The sequence below is a fragment of the Pararhizobium gei genome, from assembly GCF_029223885.1.
Taxonomy (GTDB): Bacteria; Pseudomonadota; Alphaproteobacteria; order Rhizobiales; family Rhizobiaceae; genus Pararhizobium; species Pararhizobium gei.
Genome location: NZ_CP119409.1, coordinates 2,151,951 through 2,171,917 on the forward strand (window position 1 = coordinate 2,151,951; position 19,967 = coordinate 2,171,917).

The 19,967-nt window shown below is 58.8% G+C and carries 21 protein-coding genes; 12 read left to right on the forward strand and 9 right to left on the reverse strand.

Translation table 11 applies throughout. The annotated features are described in order from the left end of the window. Window positions 1-15: 15 nt before the first annotated feature. Genes PY308_RS10605 through PY308_RS10615 form a run of 3 tightly spaced genes read left to right on the forward strand, consistent with a single transcriptional unit; the run spans window position 16 to window position 3,954 of the window. Window positions 16-906: an OmpA family protein gene (locus tag PY308_RS10605; protein ID WP_275790934.1), complete on the forward strand. Its 891-nt coding sequence runs from the start codon at window positions 16-18 to the stop codon at window positions 904-906. Between the two features lies 1 nt (window position 907). After that, complete coding sequence (locus PY308_RS10610; protein ID WP_275790935.1) at window positions 908-2,443, forward strand: caspase family protein; 1,536 nt, start codon at window positions 908-910, stop codon at window positions 2,441-2,443. Then, on the forward strand, window positions 2,443-3,954 hold the full coding sequence (locus PY308_RS10615) for a caspase family protein (RefSeq protein WP_275790936.1): 1,512 nt from the start codon (window positions 2,443-2,445) through the stop codon (window positions 3,952-3,954). Before PY308_RS10610 ends, PY308_RS10615 begins: the two co-directional genes overlap by 1 nt. A gap of 71 nt (window positions 3,955-4,025) precedes the next feature. Here the strand turns inward: PY308_RS10615 and PY308_RS10620 are convergent, their stop codons facing one another. The 5 genes from PY308_RS10620 to PY308_RS10640 all read right to left on the reverse strand — a co-directional run bounded on the left by PY308_RS10620 (window position 4,026) and on the right by PY308_RS10640 (window position 8,660). Beyond that, the gene (locus PY308_RS10620) at window positions 4,026-4,802 is read right to left on the reverse strand and encodes an amino acid ABC transporter ATP-binding protein (RefSeq protein ID WP_275790937.1); all 777 of its coding nucleotides are present in this window, start codon (window positions 4,800-4,802) and stop codon (window positions 4,026-4,028) included. A 16-nt stretch (window positions 4,803-4,818) separates the two neighbouring features. After that, window positions 4,819-5,973: an amino acid ABC transporter permease gene (locus tag PY308_RS10625; protein WP_275790938.1), complete on the reverse strand. Its 1,155-nt coding sequence runs from the start codon at window positions 5,971-5,973 to the stop codon at window positions 4,819-4,821. 1 nt (window position 5,974) lies between these two features. Then, window positions 5,975-7,186 (reverse strand): amino acid ABC transporter permease, encoded by a 1,212-nt coding sequence (locus tag PY308_RS10630; protein WP_275790939.1) that lies wholly within the window; start codon window positions 7,184-7,186, stop codon window positions 5,975-5,977. A gap of 92 nt (window positions 7,187-7,278) precedes the next feature. Beyond that, window positions 7,279-8,307 (reverse strand): amino acid ABC transporter substrate-binding protein, encoded by a 1,029-nt coding sequence (locus tag PY308_RS10635; RefSeq protein ID WP_275790940.1) that lies wholly within the window; start codon window positions 8,305-8,307, stop codon window positions 7,279-7,281. Continuing rightward, window positions 8,289-8,660: a hypothetical protein gene (locus PY308_RS10640; protein WP_275790941.1), complete on the reverse strand. Its 372-nt coding sequence runs from the start codon at window positions 8,658-8,660 to the stop codon at window positions 8,289-8,291. Before PY308_RS10640 ends, PY308_RS10635 begins: the two co-directional genes overlap by 19 nt. Between PY308_RS10640 and PY308_RS10645 the strand changes: the two genes are divergently transcribed. Then, window positions 8,650-9,846, forward strand: a complete 1,197-nt coding sequence (locus tag PY308_RS10645; RefSeq protein WP_275790942.1) for a cystathionine beta-lyase — start codon at window positions 8,650-8,652, stop codon at window positions 9,844-9,846. The two genes, PY308_RS10640 and PY308_RS10645, sit on opposite strands and share 11 nt — an antisense overlap. Here the strand turns inward: PY308_RS10645 and PY308_RS10650 are convergent. Both PY308_RS10650 and PY308_RS10655 read right to left on the reverse strand, forming a co-directional pair. Beyond that, window positions 9,843-10,991 (reverse strand): FAD-dependent monooxygenase, encoded by a 1,149-nt coding sequence (locus PY308_RS10650; protein ID WP_275790943.1) that lies wholly within the window; start codon window positions 10,989-10,991, stop codon window positions 9,843-9,845. The two genes, PY308_RS10645 and PY308_RS10650, sit on opposite strands and share 4 nt — an antisense overlap. Before the next feature lie 23 nt (window positions 10,992-11,014). Further along, entirely contained in the window at window positions 11,015-11,260 is a 246-nt protein-coding gene (locus tag PY308_RS10655) for a zinc-finger domain-containing protein (protein WP_275790944.1), read from the reverse strand. A gap of 174 nt (window positions 11,261-11,434) precedes the next feature. On the opposite strand from PY308_RS10655, the gene PY308_RS10660 reads away from it, so the two are divergent. The 8 genes from PY308_RS10660 to PY308_RS10695 all read left to right on the forward strand — a co-directional run bounded on the left by PY308_RS10660 (window position 11,435) and on the right by PY308_RS10695 (window position 18,317). Next, a complete protein-coding gene (locus PY308_RS10660; protein ID WP_275790945.1) occupies window positions 11,435-12,220 on the forward strand; it encodes an alpha/beta fold hydrolase in 786 nt (261 codons plus the stop codon). Between the two features lie 108 nt (window positions 12,221-12,328). After that, window positions 12,329-13,156, forward strand: a complete 828-nt coding sequence (cysE, locus tag PY308_RS10665; RefSeq protein ID WP_275790946.1) for a serine O-acetyltransferase — start codon at window positions 12,329-12,331, stop codon at window positions 13,154-13,156. Between the two features lie 95 nt (window positions 13,157-13,251). Then, window positions 13,252-13,455, forward strand: coding sequence for a DUF3126 family protein (locus tag PY308_RS10670; protein WP_068955492.1), 204 nt, complete (start codon window positions 13,252-13,254; stop codon window positions 13,453-13,455). Window positions 13,456-13,681: 226 nt separating this feature from the next. Then, window positions 13,682-14,035, forward strand: coding sequence for a phasin family protein (locus tag PY308_RS10675; protein WP_275790947.1), 354 nt, complete (start codon window positions 13,682-13,684; stop codon window positions 14,033-14,035). 242 nt (window positions 14,036-14,277) lie between these two features. Beyond that, window positions 14,278-14,631 (forward strand): ATP-dependent Clp protease adapter ClpS, encoded by a 354-nt coding sequence (gene clpS / locus PY308_RS10680; RefSeq protein WP_275790948.1) that lies wholly within the window; start codon window positions 14,278-14,280, stop codon window positions 14,629-14,631. Between the two features lie 9 nt (window positions 14,632-14,640). Beyond that, window positions 14,641-17,163, forward strand: coding sequence for an ATP-dependent Clp protease ATP-binding subunit ClpA (gene clpA, locus PY308_RS10685; protein ID WP_275790949.1), 2,523 nt, complete (start codon window positions 14,641-14,643; stop codon window positions 17,161-17,163). Window positions 17,164-17,238: 75 nt separating this feature from the next. After that, entirely contained in the window at window positions 17,239-17,976 is a 738-nt protein-coding gene (locus PY308_RS10690; protein WP_275790950.1) for an AzlC family ABC transporter permease, read from the forward strand. Further along, a complete protein-coding gene (locus PY308_RS10695) occupies window positions 17,973-18,317 on the forward strand; it encodes an AzlD domain-containing protein (RefSeq protein ID WP_275790951.1) in 345 nt (114 codons plus the stop codon). The genes PY308_RS10690 and PY308_RS10695 overlap by 4 nt, the downstream gene beginning before the upstream one ends. Before the next feature lie 6 nt (window positions 18,318-18,323). Here the strand turns inward: PY308_RS10695 and PY308_RS10700 are convergent, their stop codons facing one another. Together PY308_RS10700 and PY308_RS10705 are read right to left on the reverse strand one after the other, a co-directional pair. After that, window positions 18,324-18,752, reverse strand: a complete 429-nt coding sequence (locus PY308_RS10700) for an HIT family protein (protein ID WP_275790952.1) — start codon at window positions 18,750-18,752, stop codon at window positions 18,324-18,326. A gap of 19 nt (window positions 18,753-18,771) precedes the next feature. Continuing rightward, a complete protein-coding gene (locus PY308_RS10705) occupies window positions 18,772-19,965 on the reverse strand; it encodes a GNAT family N-acetyltransferase (protein WP_275790953.1) in 1,194 nt (397 codons plus the stop codon). Between the last annotated feature and the right edge of the window lie 2 nt (window positions 19,966-19,967).

Below are 19,967 nucleotides of genomic sequence, written 5' to 3' on the forward strand. Positions count from 1 at the left end.
GGGGGAGTTGCCGGAATGAAAAGATTGCTGGTCCTGTCGTTTGTGACCGTTTTGGCGAGCACCGGCACGGCAACCGCCTGTGATGCGCTGGCAAAGGTGGCGGAAGCCGCCAATGCCGGCAACGAAGCGCTGGCCCTCGAAATCGGCGCTGCAGCGACGCCGGACTGCACAGCCGATGACAAGGTAATGATCGGCCGCATCGCATCCCTTGCTGCGTTCAACCGGATCGTTGCTGCCGTCGGGCAGGGTGCCAATCTCAAGGATTTCGAACAGGAACTGGAAGCGATCCGCATGAGGAATTCCGCGCCGTGGCAGGTGTACGACGCGTTGGCCGACATCAATCGCGACGGGCGCATGTACGAGGCCGCAGCGCGGTATTACCAGCTGGCGCTTGAGGATGCCGCCAACGAGGTGCTCACTCCAACCTGGATGGCACCGGACGAGAAATATATCGCACGGTTGGACCGCATGGCGACCGAGATGCGGCTGGCCGCGCCCCGGCCGGTCAAACTGTCCATGCGCGGCGGCTGTAAGGTCAGCTATCGCGGCGTTGCATTGAAGAAGAAATCCACCCCGGTGCGGTATGTTTTCGGAACGGCCGAGTTCACTCCGGAAGGACTGGAATCAGCCCGAGACCTCTCGGAATGCCTGAAGTCGGTCAAGCCGAGGATGATTACGCTGATCGGGCACACCGATCCGGTCGGCGGGGCTGAAGCCAACCGCGTCCTATCGCTGGCAAGGGCCGAGGCGCTGGGGGAGTATCTCGTTGGCGAAGGCTTCGCCGGGGAATGGAAGACGATCGGCAAGGGCGAGGACGATCCCTTCGAGCCGGACGATGCCAGCGCCTATGACCAGGAAACGCTCCATCAGATGTATCGCCGTGTCGAAGTCGATCTGGAGAACTGACATGGTGCGCGGCCTTCTTCTCGCTCTTGCCCTGTGCACTGTGACAGCCAGTGCGGCTTCCGCCAGGACCTACGCCTTGGTCGTCGGCGTCGATGCCTATCCCCATGACGTCAGTCTCGACGGCGCGGTCAAAGACGCGAAGGATGTCGAAGGTGCCCTGCGGCGCGTCGGCACGGACAAGATCCAGAGCTTTTTCGATGCTGCGGCCCGCAAGGACGATATCCGTGCCGCCTGGACGGATTACGTCGCGTCCTTGGGCGACGGCGATACCATCATCTTCACCTATGCCGGCCACGGCGCGCAGATGCCGGAACTCGTGGACGGTGACGAAGCGGACGGTCTCGATGAATTCCTTCAACTGCCGGGTTTCGATCGCAGCCGGGCCGAAGAGACTGGGCGCGAAATCATTGTCGACAACGAACTGAACGCCTGGTTCGCGGAGGCGGAGGCTCGGGGTATCAAAGTCCTGTTCGTCTCGGACAGCTGTTTTTCCGGCGGAATGAGCCGGGCGTTTTCCGGAAAGACGCGGCTGGCCCAGGCGGTGAAAATCAAGCTGCAACCGCCGTCGGAAGATGCCGTCGCCGGGGCGAAGGTCAAGGAGGCGCAATTCGGTCGCGTCACGGTTCTGGCCGCCTCACTGGAGAGCCAACCCTCACCTGAGGTCATTATCAACGGCGAGGCGCGCGGCGCGTTGAGCTGGAGCTTTGCCCGGGCGATCGAAGGATCGGCCGACCGCAATGGCGACGGCAGCATGTCTCGGCTGGAGCTGGAGGATTATGTTTTCGCCAATGTGAAGCACCAGTCGGAAGCCCTGCAAGTGCCGAACTTCACGCCGCAGATCCCGCGTTCGGAGGATGAAGTGGTTATGCCCTTGACCCGCAGCGCGGTGGCAACTGGCGATCTGTCTGCTCAAAAAACCCGAAAGCGGGTTGGAGAGACAGGCTGGACCGGGAAACTTTCGCTGACCGTGACCGGATCGGCGATCATCCCGCAAAACACCGGTGGCCAGGGTATAGCTTATCGATGGGACGCAGCATCCGGTGTTTTTTACACGCCGAACGGCGATGTGGCGGGCGAGAATATCGGCGAAAGCAATATTCAGGACGTGGTCGACAAATTCGTTCTTCTGGATTTTCTCAAAGCCATGGCGGCACAGAACCCTGGGACCGTATCGCTGACGCCCCGGAAGGATATCTATGCTGCCGGGGACCGGATCTCCTTCGATGCGCCGGCCTCCGGCTACAGGAACATGATTGTTTTCAATCTGGCCAATACCGGCGAGGTGCAGCTTCTCGACGTGCAGGCCGAGGGTACGGAAAGCCATGCATTCAAGCTTAGCGATCTCCAGGTCGTCAAGCCCTTCGGTGCCGACCATCTGATCACCATCGCGACCAACGAACCGGTCGATGCTATCGGTGTTGCGCTGACGGGCAAAACGATCGATGCCGCGCAGGTGCTGAAGCTTCTGATGGGGCGGATCGACGGCACGGATACGAGCGTTTCGATCCAGCCGCTCTATACCCGGGAAAGGCTTTGATGACGTCGCTCAAAACAGGACTGTTCATCTTGGTTGCCATGGTGTTGTGGTCACCTGCCGCAAAGGCTGAGGACCGGGCGCTGCTGATCGGGATCGGAACCTATGAGAGCCTGCCGCAGGAGATGTTTCTGCATGGACCGAAAAACGATGTCCGCGCCATGCAAGCACTGCTCACCGGAACGCTGTCGTTCAGGCCGGAGGCGATCCGCGTCCTCACAGACGATCAGGCGCGCCGGGACGCCATCCTTTCTTCCGTGAGGGAATGGCTGATCGCAGGGACAAAGCCCGGAGACCGCGTCTATCTCTATTTCTCCGGCCATGGGCTCCAGGTCAAGGACGCCGACAAGGACGAAGAGGACGGGATGGATGAAGCTCTCTCGACCTATGACATCAAGGCCGGCGAAGCGGATTGGACGAATGTCATTCTCGATGACGAGCTGGAGGCATTGCTCGCCGAAATGAAGGGCAGGGTGGTGACGCTGGTGGTCGATGCCTGCCATTCTGGAACCATCTCGCGCGCGCTGTCTGCCCAAACGCAGACCGGTATGAGCGGCGCCCGCTATCTCCCGCGTCCGTTTGCCAAAACCACCAAGGCCAGCGCCACCCGCGGCCTGCGAATCGACCTGGGCGTTGTCGATAAACCGGCCGAGATAACCGAGGGCGGGGTTACGGCCTGGAGCGCCGCAGCCCCCTATCAGGTCGCCTGGGACGATGTCCGCCTGCCGATCGAGGATCGCCACGGCGTCTTTACGTCGGCCTTTGTCGCGGGCTTCAAACCCGCAGAGGCTGACGGAAATGCCAATGGGCTCGTCAGCAATGCAGAGCTCTTCGAATATGTGACTGCGAAGTCGAAGGAATATTGTTCGGGTCAGGAGAACTGTGACAATCTCGATCCGCAGCTGGAAGGCAAACCGGAAGCGCTGGGCACAAGCGTAGCCGAACCAGAGCGCCAGAATACCGGGCAGCCAGTCTATCAGGATGCGGCGGTCAACACCGGCTCGACCCCTGTGTACATCGCGGCAGATCCCGTAGAGGCCGTTGGAGACATCGTTGGCAAGGTGGAGACGGGCGATGTGACGATGGCGCTTGACACCGGGCCAGTGTTGAAGAACGGCCAGCCGTTCAAAATTTCCGTAACAAGTTCCCATGATGGTCATCTTGTTCTTCTGGATGTCGACAGCCAAGGCATCGCAACGCAGATTTTTCCGAACGAAGCCGCCCAGAAGATTACGCCGCTGACAGCGGGAAAGACTCTGACAATTCCCGACGATTATTATGGGTTTGATTTCGAGGCGGACGGCAGCGGCGAAAATGTGCTGGTCGCGATCGTCGTTGCCGATGATCTCGATCTGAAGGATATAGCCCCGGCCGCGCAGGGTCTGAGCGCAGAACTCGATGCGCGCAAAAGCCTGAGCGAGATCGTCGACAGGCTACAGAAAACATGGACCGGTGACGCTGAAAACCGCGGCATCCATTGGTCGATCGGGACCCTGAAATACCGGATCCAGTAAAGTGCAGGATAAAAGAAAGAGGCTCGCGACGTCTGTCACGGGCCTCCTTCCTTTATAAGTTGGACCGCGTGTCAGTGCAAAATCTGGCTGAGGAAGAGCTTGGTCCGCTCATGCTGCGGATTGTCGAAGAAGGCGGCCGGTTCATTCTGCTCTACGATCTGCCCCTGGTCCATGAAGATGACCCGGTTGGCCACCTGGCGTGCAAAGCCCATTTCGTGGGTGACGCAAAGCATGGTCATGCCTTCTTCCGCAAGCCCGACCATGGTGTCGAGCACCTCCTTGATCATTTCCGGATCGAGCGCCGATGTCGGCTCGTCGAACAGCATGACGCGCGGGTTCATGCAGAGCGAGCGGGCGATGGCGACGCGCTGCTGCTGGCCGCCCGAGAGCTGTCCCGGATATTTGTTCGCCTGTTCCGGGATCTTGACGCGCTTCAGGAAGTGCATCGCGACCTCTTCGGCCTGCTTCTTCGGCATCTTGCGGACCCAGATCGGTGCCAGGGTGCAGTTTTCCAGAATCGTCAGATGCGGAAAGAGGTTGAAGTGCTGGAACACCATGCCGACCTCGCGACGCACCTCGTCGATCTTCTTGAGATCGTTGGTGAGTTCGATGCCATCGACGATGATCGTGCCCTTCTGGTGTTCTTCCAGCCGGTTGATGCAGCGGATCATCGTCGATTTTCCAGAACCCGACGGGCCTGCAATAACGATCCGCTCGCCGCGCATGACCTTCAGGTTGATGTCGCGCAGGACGTGGAAGTCCCCGTACCATTTGTTCATCCCGACGATTTCGACGGCGACGTCGGTCGCGGAGACCTGCATTTTTGCCGGTGCGGCTTCGTTTGCCATTCTATTTCCCCTTGTTTTATCTTTTGTGCCCGGTGTCGAGACGCCGTTCGACGAACGCCGAATAACGCGACATACCGAAGCAGAATATCCAGAATACGAAACCAGCGAAGATCAGACCCGTCAATGGTGTGACGGGCGTGATCCATGTGCTGTCCCCAAAGCTCGCCTTGACGATGCCGAGCAGGTCATACATGGAAATGATCGTGACCAGCGAAGTGTCCTTGAACATGCCGATGAAGGTATTGACGATGCCGGGAATGACCAGCTTGATCGCCTGCGGCAGGATGATGAAGGTCATCTTGGCGAAGTAGTTGAGGCCGAGCGCGTCGGCCGCCTCGTACTGCCCTTTCGGAATGGCCTGCAAGCCGCCGCGAATAACCTCCGCCATATAGGCAGAGGCAAAGATCGAAACGCCGATCAGCGCCCGCAGGAACTTGTCGATATTGTTGCCCGGACTCAGGAAAAGCGGCAAAAGCACGCTTGCCATGAAGAGAACGGTGATCAGCGGCACGCCGCGGATCAGTTCGATGAAGACGACGCAGAAGGTCTTTACGATCGGCATTTTCGACCGCCGCCCGAGAGCCAGCATGATCCCCAGCGGAAAGGACACGGCAATCCCGATGAAGGACAGGATCAGCGTCACCATGAGGCCGCCCCACAATGACGTCTCCACGTGCCGCAGGCCAAAATAGCCGCCGAGCAGGACGAAATAGGCAACGATCGGCAGGACGATCAGAAGCAGAATGGCGTTCAGCCCCTTGCGCGGTGCTTTCGGCATCAGGAAGGGGATGAGAAGCGCGACACCCAGAGCCAGGATCAGGAGAGGGCGCCAGAGTTCGTCGCGCGGATAGGAGCCGAACATGAACTGCACGAAACGGTCGCCGACATAAGCCCAGCATGCGCCAGTCCAGCCATCCGGCTGGATGCCACCCTGAGCCACCGTCGTGCAGAAGGTCCGGTCCGTGCCCTGCCAGACGGCTGACAGAAAGAGCCAGTCGAGAATCGGGGGGATGTAGTACAGCACCGCCAGGATGGCGATGATGCTGAGCACGCTGTCCAGCGGCGTCGCGAAAAGATTCTTCCTCAGCCATCCCACGATCGTGGAATCAGCCATCGGCGGCTTTTCGGGCGCCAGGAATTCGCGGCGGACATAGTTCACTTTTTCAGCCATATCAGCGCTCCACCAATGCCATCTTGGCGTTGAACCAGTTCATGAATAATGAGGTCACAAGGCTGATCGAAACATAAAGGAGCATCCAGATCGCAATGATTTCGATCGAATGTCCCGACTGGTTGAGAATGGTCCCGCCGATCGCCACGAGGTCGGCATAACCGACGGCGACAGCGAGCGAGGAGTTCTTCACGAGGTTGAGATATTGCGACGTCAGCGGCGGAATGATGATCCGCATCGCCTGAGGCAGAACGACAAGCCGCGTGGTCAACCCCGGGCGAATACCCAGCGCGTATGCGGCTTCGGTCTGGCCCTTGGACACGCCGCGAATGCCGGCCCGGACGATTTCGGCGATGAAGGACGCCGTGTAGAGCGACAGTGCCAGATAAAGCGCCAGGAATTCAGGCCCGATCACCATGCCGCCCCGCATGTTGAACGAACCCGGGATCGGGTAATCAAAGGACAACGGCATGCCGGCGAGGAGGAAAACCACGGCCGGCAAAAGAATAAGAAGCGCCAGATTGATCACCAGCAGGGGTGGCCGCTTGCCCGTCTTGCGCTGCTGCGCGTTCGCCCAGATGGTAAACCCGATGGCGGCGATGACGCCGATCGCAATGGCGACAAGGACGTAGGAGAAGCCCTCGCCAAAAATCGGAGCGGGGGAATAGAGGCCGCGGTTGCTTATAAAGAAGATCTTGCTCGGATCGTCTTTCACCTGCTGGAAAAGGGAGCGCACATTCGGCAGCAGCGCGAGCACGCCGAGATACCAGAAGAAAATAACCAGAAGCGGCGGAATGTTGCGGAAGATCTCGACATAGACAGTGCAGAGACGGCCGATCAGCCAGTTGCGGGAGAGGCGGCCAATACCGATCAGAAGCCCCACGATCGTTGCTGTGACGATGCCGCAGACCGCCACCACCAGCGTGTTGACCAGACCGACCTTCAGCGCTTGAAAATAGGTTGAGTCGGCGGAGTAGGGCAGCAGCGACTGGGCCACGTCGAAACCGGCTCGGCTGTTGAGGAAGCCGAAGCCGGCGCTCATATTGGCGCGGGCAAGATTTTGCGCGGCGTTTGTCGCGGCGTAGTAGACGGCGCCGACGATGAGAACCAGCGTCAGGACCTGGTAGATGATGCTTCTTAAAGCAGGATTATAGAGCAGCGAAGACGATGATCGGTCTTCGCCAGCGCCTGGACGGGCGTCGGTTGCAGCCATGATAGATCCCCTGTCGGTTCACCCTTTTTTCCGGGTGTTTCCAAAAGGAGAGGCGGGCAAGCCGCCCCTCCGTAGTCTGTGTGGCCAACCGCTTAGCGAATTGGCGGAGCGTATTGCAGACCGCCCTTGTTCCACAATGCGTTCAGGCCGCGCTCAATTTTCAGCGGAGACCCTGCGCCGACATTGCGTTCGAAGCTCTCGCCATAATTGCCAACGGCCTTGACAATCTGTACTGCCCAATCCTTCGGCAAGCCGAAGTCCGCACCGAGTGTCGAATCGGCCTCTTCACCGAGGAAACGCTTGATATCCGGATTCTCGGACTTCTTCATTTCCTCGACATTTGCCTGCGTGATGCCGAACTCCTCGGCTGTCACCATCGCGTAATGGGCGAAGGAAACAACGTCGAACCACTTCGAATCGTTCTGGCGAACGGCCGGGCCAAGCGGTTCCTTCGAGATGATTTCCGGGAGAACCATGTGATCGTCCGGATTGGCCATCTTCAGGCGGATCGAATAAAGGCCCGAAGCGTCCGTGGTGTAGACATCGCAACGGCCTGCATTGTAGGCCGCGTCGGCTTCGTCCTGAGCTTCAAAGACGACCGGCTTGAATTCCATCTTGTTGGCGCGGAAATAGTCGGCGAGATTGAGTTCCGTCGTCGTTCCCGACTGAACGCAAACCGAAGCGCCGCTGAGCTCGAGCGCGGATTTGACGTTCAGTTCCTTCTTCACCATGAAGCCCTGGCCATCATAATAGTTGATGGCGCGGAAGTCGAAACCGAGCTGGGAATCGCGGCTGGCGCTCCACGTCGTGTTTCGTGCCAGCATATCGACTTCGCCCGACTGCAATGCCGGAAACCGGTCCTTCGCGGAAAGGGGGGTGAATTTCACCTTGGTCGCATCACCGAAAACAGCTGCGGCAACGGCCTTGCAGATGTCGATATCAAGTCCTGCCCAGTTGCCCGACGAATCCTGTGCGCCGAAGCCGGCCAGGTTCGAGCCATTGACGCCGCATTGAACGAACCCTTTTGCTTTCACGTCATCGAGGGTTGCACCGGAAGCCGCCTGCGTGCCGATCCCCATAACGGCGGCGCCGACCAGCGCCGTCAGAATTCTTTTTGCCATTTTTTAGAACCTTCTTCTGTTGTCTTATTCTTGTCCCATGCCGCTGCCTGACCAGGCGCAAGCACAGCCCCCGCCACCCTCCTGGCGCGAGTGATGTCTATCACATTCCCAAAACAGCGCAGGGTCAAGCCGCCTTGCTTCTTTTCTAGGCCGCACAGTGAAAAACGTTGAAAACGCAACATGATTAAGCAATTTAACAAGGTGGGAAGCACTTTTCTGTTTAAAAAACCGTCAAAACCGGAATTTTTGAAGGTCGCCCGCTTGCGGGGATATTCCGCGCTTGACCTGCTTGCCATGCGCGCAGACAAGAAGCGCATCTGAGATTTCGCACGGAACTTTTGAATGAACGACAAGAAGAGCTTCCTGGCTGGCGCCGGCGCCAACACGCGGCTGGCCCATATCGGCAACGATCCCTCCGACTATTTCGGCTTCGTCAATCCCCCGGTCGTCCATGCCTCGACGGTGCTTTTCCCCGACGCCAGGACGATGGAGACCAGAGCGCAACGCTACACCTACGGCACGCGCGGGACGCCGACCACCGACGCGCTTTGCGAAGCCATCGATGTGCTTGAGGGTTCGGCCGGCACCATCCTTGTGCCGTCCGGTCTTGCGGCGGTGACGGTCCCCTTCCTGGCTTTCCTGTCGTCAGGCGACCATGCGCTGATCGTTGATTCGGTTTATTTTCCAACCCGTCACTTCTGCGACACGATGCTGAAAAGACTGGGTGTCGCGGTGGATTACTACGATCCTATGATCGGCGCTGGCATCGAAAGCCTGATCAAACCCAATACCCGGCTTGTGCACACTGAAGCGCCCGGTTCCAATACGTTCGAAATGCAGGATATCCGGGCGATTTGCGCTGCCGCTCATCGTCACGGCTGCATCGTCACCATGGACAACACCTGGGCGACGCCGTTGTATTTCAAGCCGCTCGACCACGGCGTGGATATCTCGATCCATGCGGCGACGAAATATCCGTCCGGTCACTCGGATATCCTGCTGGGAACCGTTTCCGCGAATGCGGCCCATTGGGCACAATTGAAGGAAGCCAATATCACCCTGGGCGTCTGCGTTTCGCCCGACGACAGCTATCAGATCCTGCGCGGATTGCGCACCATGGGCGTAAGGCTGGACCGACATCAGGAGAGCACGCTGAATATCGCCCGCTGGCTTGAAGAACGGGCGGACGTGGCGAGCGTGCTGCACCCGGCCTTGCCGAGCTTTCCGGGTCATGAACTCTGGAAGCGGGATTTTACCGGCTCAAGCGGAATTTTTTCCGTCGTATTGAAGGCCGATCAACCCGAGCAGTTCAAGCCCAAGGCGCATGCCTTCCTCGACGCTCTCAAACTGTTCGGGCTCGGCTATTCCTGGGGCGGCTATGAAAGCCTCGCCGTGCATGTCGGCCTGTCGGATCGCAAAATCTGCAAGGCGCCGGTTGAAGGCCCGGTCATCCGCCTGCAGATCGGTCTTGAGGATGTCGCCGACATCCGCAAGGATATCGAAGCCGGCCTTGCTGCCGCACAGGCCGTTTCCGCCTAATCGCGGGGACGGTAGCCGTAGAGCCAGTCAAGGTCCGCGGCCAGCTTTTTCGGCGATCGCATCGACAGAAGAAGGTCGCGACCGAGACGCACCGGTCCGCTTGCATGATAGACGAAGCGGTTGAAGGAGCCGCGTGAGCGAACGCGGGCAATCCGATGGATGCGGTGGTTTGCGAAGGCGGAAAGCGTCTCGCCGCGGGCGGTGAATGCTGCGAGTTCGAAAGCGTCCTCTATGGCCATGGCGGCACCCTGCGCCGCAAAGGGAAGCATGGCATGCGCCGCATCGCCGATCAGCACGGCGCGGTCGTCATCGGCCCAGCCGCCGGTTCGCATTTCGTAAAGCGGCCAGAATGTCGGCGCTGCTCCTCCCATCATGGTCCTTACATCGTCATGCCAGCCGGAGAAGGCGTCCAGCATCTGCTGTCGTTTTGCCGAACCGGGCATGTCATGCGGTGTGTCCGGCTCGGAGGCCTGCGTGATTGCGACGATATTGAAGCGCTGATGCGCCAACGGATAGGTTACGACATGCGCGCCGCGGCCAAGAAAGGCGGTCACTTTCGCGGAGTCGAGAAGTCCGGGTGTTTCGCCTTTTTCCAAAGTGAACCGCCATGCAACGAATCCGGAATATTGTATTGTGCCAGCGTCTTGGATTGTTTTCCTGATATTCGACCTTATCCCGTCGGCACCGACGACAAAGCGTGGTTGGCGACCTGAAACTCCAGCGAGTTCGTCGGGCACGGAGGGGTCGACCAATGTGCCGAGGTGGAGGCGGCAAAGCGGCTCGTCGCGGATTGCGGCTAGGAGCACGTGCTGGAGGTCGGCTCTGTGAAGAACGCCGTAAGGATAGTCCCAGCGTTTCCGCGAAAAGCCGCCGGCGGGGACGCTGGCGATGGTGCGGAGAGAAGAGCCGTCCACGAGGCAAATGGATGAGGGTTCGTTCCAGACTTCTTCGAGAGCCCGCTCAAGCCCGAGTGCGAACAGGATGCGGGTCGCATTCGGGGAGAGTTGCAAGCCTGCGCCGACTTCGCTGAGGGCAGAGGTTTTCTCGAATATATCGGTTGCGATGCCCTTGCGGGCAAAACACAAAGCGGCGGTAAGACCAGCGATGCCGCCGCCAACGATGGCGACCGACGCGCCCTGTGCCATATGTCTTACTTTCGAGGATGTGTTCAGGCCGCCCTGGTGCTGAAGGTGCAGCCGTCTGGTGCTGTCTGGTCCGCGTGCAGGGCGCCATTGTAACGGTAGAGCGTCGAACAGTAGGAGCAGACCTTTTCATTGTCGTCGCCCATGTCGATGTAAATATGCGGATGATCGAACGGAACGGATGCGCCGGTGCACATGAATTCCTTCACGCCGATTTCGATCACCGCGTGACCGCCGTCGTTCTGAAAGTGAGGGATACCGTGCCCTGCCATGTCATGCTCCGCTTGCGTGTTCTGAAGAAGAAAATCGAATTTGGTGGCACCATAGAAAGCTTTGCGCAAAATGTGTAGCGGCAAACAGAACACGGCGGTGCGTTTTTTGCCATAGCCGGGCTTTCCCTTGACGGCCCCGGCTCATAAGCTCGGTTGACACAACAGGACTGTTCCATGGACTTGAACCCTCCGCTTTTTTCCACATTCGTGCATGATGACCTGACGGTCGCTTATTTTGACGAGGGCGATCCCTCCGGCTTTCCGATCCTGCTCATTCACGGGTTCGCATCGAGCGCAAACGTCAACTGGGTTTATCCTGGCTGGCTGAAAACACTGGGCGACGCGGGCTACAGGGTGATCGCGCTGGACAATCGCGGCCATGGCGCAAGCGACAAGCCGCATGATCCTGCCGCCTATACACCGAACCTCATGGCTTCGGATGCCATCGCCCTTCTCGATCATCTGGGAATTCCGAAGGCGCATGTCATGGGTTACTCCATGGGCGCCCGCATCTCGGCCTTTATGGCGCTCGCTCATCCTCACCGTGTCCGGTCACTCGTTTTCGGAGGGCTGGGTATCGGCATGATAGACGGGGTCGGCGACTGGGACCCGATCGCGGAGGCGCTGCTTGCACCGTCTCTGGAAATGGTTACGCATGATCGTGGTCGCATGTTCCGGGCTTTTGCGGACCAGACGAAAAGCGACCGCCTGGCGCTCGCCGCCTGCATTTCGACATCGCGGGAACTTTTGTCCGCGCATGACATGGCGCGCCTTTCCATGCCGGTTCTGATCGCCGTCGGGACGAAGGACGAGATTGCGGGCTCGCCAAAGGAACTGGCCGCGCTTATCGCTGACGCACAGGCTCTGGATATTCCGGGCCGCGATCACATGCTCGCCGTCGGCGACCGTGTGTTCAAGAAAGCCGCGCTCGATTTCCTCGCGGCAACCGAACATCGATAGGCCGCCGCGCTTTGGGGGCACATTTCGACATTCCGATGCTCAAGGCATTTATGTCATCGGTGATTTAGATTATATCCATGCGCAAGAGTGACACGAAGGAGAGTGGCTATGGCCGCGAGAACTGACATGCGTCCGGTCGAGGCTGTTCAGATCATGGACCCGATCTGGGACACGCTGCAGGACGAGGCGCGCATTGCGGCTCAGCACGATCCCCTGCTGGCGGCCTTTCTCTATTCGACCATCATCAACCAGCGCTCCCTCGAAGACGCGGTCATCTATAGGATCTGCGAGCGGCTCGATCATCCCGATCTCCAGGCCAATCTGCTGCGCCAGACCTTTGCCGAAATGCGGGAGGACTGGCCGGAATGGGGGACGATCCTGCGCGTCGATATCCAGGCAGTCTATGATCGCGACCCGGCGTGCACTCGGTTCCTGGAGGCGATTCTGTACTTCAAAGGTTTTCACGCCATCCAAACGCATCGGCTTTCGCACTGGCTGCTCAATCGCGGACGCCGCGATTTTGCGCTTTATCTGCAGAGCCGCTCGTCGTCTGTCTTCCAGACCGACATCAATCCGGCCGCCCGGATCGGCAAGGGTATCTTTCTCGATCATGCGACAGGGCTTGTCGTCGGCGAGACCGCGGTCATCGGCGACAACGTCTCCATCCTGCATGGCGTGACGCTGGGGGGCACCGGCAAGGAGGGCAGCGATCGCCATCCGAAGATCGGCAACGGCGTGCTGATCGGCGCTGGCGCGAAAATCCTCGGGAACATTCACATCGGGCATTGCTCGCGCGTCGCGGCAGGCTCGGTCGTGCTGAAGGGCGTGCCGCCGAAGACCACGGTTGCCGGTGTTCCCGCCCGCGTCGTGGGTGAGGCCGGATGTTCCGAGCCGTCCCGCTCGATGGATCAGTTGCTGGTGTCGTTCGAGATCTGACCGCATCAATCCGGCTTGCGGCCGCTAAAGGGGTTTACACCGCTTGAGCCCCCGTGCGAAAAGCGGCGCAAATCAAACACGCATGGAGACACGTCTTGAAGCCCGAAGAAATCAAAAAGCTCGAAGCTTATTTCAAGCGCACGTTCAACCAGGCAATGGTCATCAAGGCGCGTCCCAAGAAGGATGAATCTGCCGAGGTTTATCTCGGCGATGAGTTCCTGGGTGTGGTCTTCCGTGACGAGGAAGACGGGGAACTCTCCTACAATTTCTCGATGGCCATTCTCGACATCGATCTCTAGAAAATTTTCATCCCAAAGTGCATGCACCTCACCCGGATTGTATTTCAGGCCGGGTTTTTGATGAAATGACATTTTACGAATTTCCACGGCAGCATGCGAAGGCACCGCCCGATTTCATCACAGTGTTGCACTGGCCGTGCTTTGTTGCGCTGCACCTTATATTGACTTTATTGTGCAGTGCACATAAAGTCGAGCTATTGCGGGTGCGTCAACAAAGGAGCAGGCGATGTTCAATTTCGAAGATGCCAACAAGAAAAATAAAGAAGCAATGGACGCTATGCTGAAAACCTACGCGGATATGACAAAGGCATTTCAGGCTATTGCCACCGAAGCCACGGACTACTCCAAGAAAGCGTTCGAAGACAGCGTTTCCCACATCGAGAAGATCAGCACTGTCAAGAGCGTCGAGGCTGCGCTCGAACTTCAGACCAATTATCTGAAGTCGACCTATGAAGGCTACGTCGCCGAAGCGACGAAGATCAGTGAAATGTATGCCGGGCTCGCCAAGGACGCCTACAAGCCTTACGAAGCGCCGATCGCGAAAGCGACCAGCGTGGCCAAGAGCGCTGTTGCAGCCTGACGATCGGCACATTTTCGAGTTCGGAACCGGCTGCGGCGCCCCGCAGCCGGTTTTTTGTTGTCTGCGCGCCGCTTCCGTACACCGGTGCCGAGAAACTTGGTCAATCTTGGGCTTCATGACGCAAATATGATTGCAGTACCGGCGAACAGCCTTAAAATCTGAAAACGAACCACTAGATTATGTGTCGAACAGGCCGCTGGCACCTCCCAAGCATTTGCGGCTGGACAAGGGAATGAAGTAGAATGATCGCCATGCCGATCCGGATGCAAAAAGACAGCGACGGGGATGGGGGCAATGCCAATCGCGGCACATCCGTCATTACCCGGACAAAGCCGAAGACCAAACAGCCTAGCCTTTACCGCGTCCTGCTTTTGAACGACGACTATACGCCGATGGAATTCGTGATTCACATTCTGGAGCGTTTTTTTCAGAAGGATCTCGAAGCGGCGACATTGATCATGCTGCACGTTCACAATCACGGCGTGGGTGAATGCGGCGTGTTCACCTACGAAGTTGCCGAAACCAAAGTGACGCAGGTGATGGATTTCGCCCGTCAGCATCAGCACCCGCTGCAATGCGTCATGGAAAAGAAATGAGGAACTGACGTGCCAACATTTTCGACAAGCCTTGAGAAGGCACTGCATCAGGCCCTGACGCTGGCCAATGAGCGCCACCATGAATATGCGACGCTCGAGCACCTGCTCCTGGCGTTGATCGACGACGCCGACGCCGCAGCGGTTATGGGCGCCTGCAACGTTAACCTCGATAGCCTGCGCAAGACGGTGTCCGAATATGTCGATAATGAACTCGGCAATCTCGTAACCGGCTATGACGAGGATTCCAAGCCGACGGCGGGTTTTCAGCGGGTCATCCAACGGGCGGTTATCCATGTCCAGTCGTCCGGACGCGAGGAGGTAACCGGCGCGAACGTGCTTGTCGCGATCTTCGCCGAGCGCGAAAGCCATGCCGCCTATTTCCTGCAGGAGCAGGAGATGACGCGTTACGACGCGGTCAACTTCATCTCGCACGGGATCGGCAAGCGGCCGGGAACAACCGAAACCCGCACGCCCCGCGGCGCCGACGAAACCGATTCCGAACCCAAGGCGTCCCGCGATCAGGAGGATGGCGGGCCAAAGAAGCAACAGGACGCGCTGACCGCCTATTGCGTCAACCTGAATGAGAAAGCCAAGATCGGCAAGATCGACCCCTTGATCGGCCGCCATTCCGAGGTCAATCGCACGATCCAGGTGCTGTGCCGCCGCTCCAAGAACAACCCGCTCTATGTTGGCGATCCGGGTGTTGGTAAAACCGCCATCGCCGAAGGTCTGGCCAAGCGGATTGTCGAAAAGAAAGTTCCGGAAGCGTTGCAGAATGCGACGATCTTCTCGCTCGACATGGGCACGCTGCTTGCCGGAACCCGGTATCGCGGCGATTTCGAGGAGCGATTGAAGCAGGTCGTCAAGGAGCTTGAGGAGTATCCGGGCGCTGTGCTGTTCATCGATGAGATCCACACGGTGATCGGGGCAGGCGCGACATCGGGCGGCGCAATGGATGCGTCGAACCTTTTGAAGCCGGCGCTGTCCTCGGGCGCGATCCGGTGCATAGGCTCGACCACCTACAAGGAATACCGGCAGTTCTTCGAGAAGGACCGGGCGCTCGTCCGTCGCTTCCAGAAGATCGACGTCAACGAACCGACGATCGATGACGCCATCGAGATCATGAAGGGCCTGAAGCCCTATTTCGAGGATTACCACAAGCTGAAATACTCGAACGAGGCGATCAAGTCGGCAGTCGAACTGTCTGCCCGCTACATCAACGACCGCAAGCTGCCGGACAAGGCAATCGATGTGATCGACGAAACCGGGGCGGCCCAGATGCTGCTTCCGCTGAACAAGCGGCGCAAGCTGATCACCGAGAAAGAGATCGAAGCCACAATTGCGACCATGGCGCGGATACCGCCGAAAACCGTTTCCAAGGATGACGAGACCGTTCTCGCCAATTTGGAAAAGGAACTGCGCTCCGTCGTTTACGGTCAGGATCTGGCAATCGAAGCGCTTGCTTCGGCGATCAAGCTGGCGCGGGCGGGCTTGCGCGAACCGAACAAGCCGATCGGCTCTTATGTCTTCTCCGGTCCGACGGGCGTCGGCAAGACGGAGGTGGCAAAACAGCTGGCAGCGTCGCTGGGTGTGGAACTGATCCGCTTCGATATGTCGGAATATATGGAACGGCACACGGTTTCGCGTCTGCTCGGGGCGCCTCCCGGCTATGTCGGCTTCGACCAGGGCGGCCTGTTGACCGATGGCATCGACCAGCACCCGCATTCGGTCCTGCTGCTCGATGAAATCGAAAAGGCCCATCCGGACCTGTTCAACATCCTGCTGCAGGTCATGGACCACGGCCAGTTGACGGACCATAACGGCAAGAAGATCGACTTCCGAAACGTCATTCTGATCATGACGACCAATGCGGGTGCTTCCGAAATGGCCAAGGCCGCCTTCGGCTTCGGTTCCGCAAAGCGCGAAGGCGACGACGTGGAGGCACTGAATCGCCTGTTCACGCCGGAGTTTCGCAACCGGCTTGATGCGGTCATCCCGTTCGGCTCGCTGCCGACGCCGGTAATCCATCAGGTGGTGCAGAAGTTCGTCATGCAACTGGAAACCCAGCTGGCCGAACGCAATGTCACCTTCGATCTGCATCCAGACGCGATCGGCTGGCTTGCGGAAAAAGGCTACGACGAAAAGATGGGCGCCCGTCCGCTGTCGCGCGTCATTCAGGAGAGCATCAAAAAGCCTCTGGCGGACGAGATCCTGTTTGGCAAGCTGAAGAAGGGCGGCGTGGTGAAGGTGACGATCGGCGAAAAGGCCGAGGGCGGCAAGGGCCTTATCCTTGACTTCGTGCCGGAGACGGCACGGATCAAGCCGAAGCCTGAAGTCGTCTCGCCGGTCCGCAAGTCGTCCAAGGCGGCGAAGCCGAAGGAAATGGAAACCGTCGGTGCCCAACCCGACGCAGGAGCGAAGCCGAAGAAAGCAAGCAAGGCGGTCTCGCCACAGGTTGTGGAAACCTCAGTCACCCCGGTCGAGGCGCCGCGTAAGGGAAGCACGGTTCCGAAGGTGCCGCGCAAGAAATGATGATGTTCTGACAAAGGATATGCAGTGCCGGGCGAAATGCCCGGCACTTTTTGCTGTGTAATGACGGGAATTTCGATGGGCATTGACGAGAGAGCCGGCTCGGCAGGATTTTGGTTCCTGACCGGCGTCAAGGGCATCTTTAGCCTGCCGGCGATTATCCTGATGCTGTCTTTTATCGGGTTTTGCGCTTTTACGGCGCAGGCCGGCATGCCGGTCGAGCAGGTCGTCTTCATGACAGGCATCGTGTGGGCGTTGCCGGCGAAGGTGATCCTGGTCACATCCATCCTTGGCGGTGCCAACCTCCTGACAGCCTTTATCGCGGTCACCCTGTCATCGATTCGCCTGATGCCAATGGTGGCCGCGCTGGTACCCGAAATCCGCACCGAAAAGACACCGACATGGCTGCTGCTGTTTCTGTCGCATTTCATTGCAATCACGGCTTGGGTCTTTGCGATGGAACGCGTGCAAGCCGTTCCGCGCGCGCACCGCGTCTCCTTTTTTGCCGGCTTTAGTATAACGCTCGTTCTGGCCAATATGCTGCTTGTGGCTGTGGTCTATCGTTTTGTGGAGGAATTTCCGCCGATTGTGGCTGGTTGCCTGTTTTTCCTGACGCCTGTCTATTTCCTCACATCGATCTGGAGTTCGGCCCGTCACCCGGTGGTTTATGTTGCCCTGGTTGTCGGTCTGATTGCCGGGCCGCTGTTCTACTGGCTGGCGCCGGAGTTCGATATCCTGCTGGCGGGATTGGGCGGCGGAACACTGGCCTGGTTCGCCGAACGCCGCTTTCGTCAGCACAGGAGGGGGCGGTCATGACGCTTCTGGATGGTTGGTGGGCCTATGTCTTCATTGCCGTTGCCGGTTGGCTTGCCACCGATATCTGGCGCTGGCTGGGCGTTCTCGCGGGAAACCGGTTGCGCGAGGATTCTGAAGCCTTGAACTGGGTCAGGGCTGTGGCCACGGCACTGGTGGCTGCCGTCATTGCCAAACTCATTCTCTATCCCACAGGCGTACTGGAAGCATCGCCGCTCTGGCTTCGCACCGGGTCCATTGTCGCCGGGGCAGTGGTGTTCTTTCTGAGCCGTCAAAAACCTGCGGCTGGCATCGCAGCGGCAATCGCATTTCTTGGCGCCGGCCTGTACGCCCTGGGTTTCTGATCCTGTTCAAGCGAGCAAGACGGCCTTCAATTTCTCTGCATGAACTGCAAGTACGGCGCCATCTTCCATCTTTCCCGAATGCGGTTTCAGGGGAGAGCCGTCATAGCGGGGAATGACATGGAAATGCAGATGGAAGACCGACTGTCCGGCCGGTGCCTCGTTGAACTGCATGATCGTTATGCCATCCGCGTCGAATGCCTGCCGCACGGCGACCGCCATTTTTTGCACGACGGCAATCAGCGGGACCAGTGTTGCAGGATCGGTGTCAAGGATGTTGCGCGACGGCGTCTTCGGAATGACGAGGACGTGCCCCGGAGCCTGCGGCATGACATCCATGAAAGCCAGCGTGTGTTCGTCCTCATAGACCTTGTGGGCAGGGATCTCGCCGCGCAGGATCCTGCCAAAAATATTGTTGCTGTCGTAAATGCCGGTCATCTGCATCGTCTCCTGCTTGTCAATCGTCCGTTTCCTGCCGCTCGCCTTTGCGGAAGGGACTGTGCTCGGTAAGCATGCCGCCAATCTGTTCGACCTCGATCCGCTCACGTTCGAGATAATCGGCCACAGCGCGTCTCAAGCCCGGATGGGCAATGAAATGGGCGGAATGTGTGGTCGCGGGAAGATAGCCGCGCGCCAGCTTGTGTTCTCCCTGCGCACCGGCCTCGACTCGCTTCAGGCCCTTCGAGATCGCGAAATCGATCGCCTGATGGTAGCAGACCTCGAAATGCAGAAAGGGGTGGTCCTCGATAGCGCCCCAGTGACGGCCATAGAGCGCGTCGCTACCGATGAAGTTGATGGCACCGGCAATGTAACGGCCGTTGCGTCTTGCCATGACGAGAAGAATATCGTCCGCCATGCGTTCGCCGATGAGAGAATAGAATCGGCGCGTCAGATAGGGACGACCCCATTTGCGACTGCCGGTATCCATGTAGAACGCAAAGAACTGGTCCCAGATGCCTTCCGTCAGATCGGCACCCGTGAGCCAGTCGATGCTGATGTCGTTGTCCAGCGCCGCCCGCCGCTCTTTTTTCAGCGCCTTGCGCTTGCGCGACGCCAGTGTTTCGAGAAAGTCGTTATGGGAATCATAGCCGTTGTTGAGGAAATGAAATTGCTGGTCGGTGCGGTGAAGGAAGCCGGCCTCCCGCAGCACCGGTATCTCCTCCTCGGGCACGAAGGTGATATGGGCAGACGAAACCTTGTGGCGACGCGCCAGTTCCTGAAGGCCGGCGGCAAGCGAACGGCGAACGGCATCGGCGTCCTGAACAACCGCACTCAAAAGCCGGGGACCGGTTGCCGGCGTGAAAGGAACCGAGCACTGCAATTTTGGGTAATAACGTCCCCCGGCGCGCTCCAGAGCGTCCGCCCATCCGTGATCGAAGACATATTCCCCCTGGCTGTGGTTCTTCAGGTAACAGACCAGTCCGCCGACAAGGGTCCCATCGTCCGCCTCCATCAAAAGATGCTGGCCAAGCCATCCGGTTTCCGCCGTGGCCGAGCCCGACTCTTCCAGCGCCGAGAGATAGGCATGCGACATGAAGGGATTGTAGAGACCGCCGGGCTGACCCTTGGCCGCCCCGGCCAGGGAACCCCAGGCGTCGCTGGAAATTGCCTCAAAGGACGTTTCGATGCGGATTTTGATGTCGGCTGTCATTC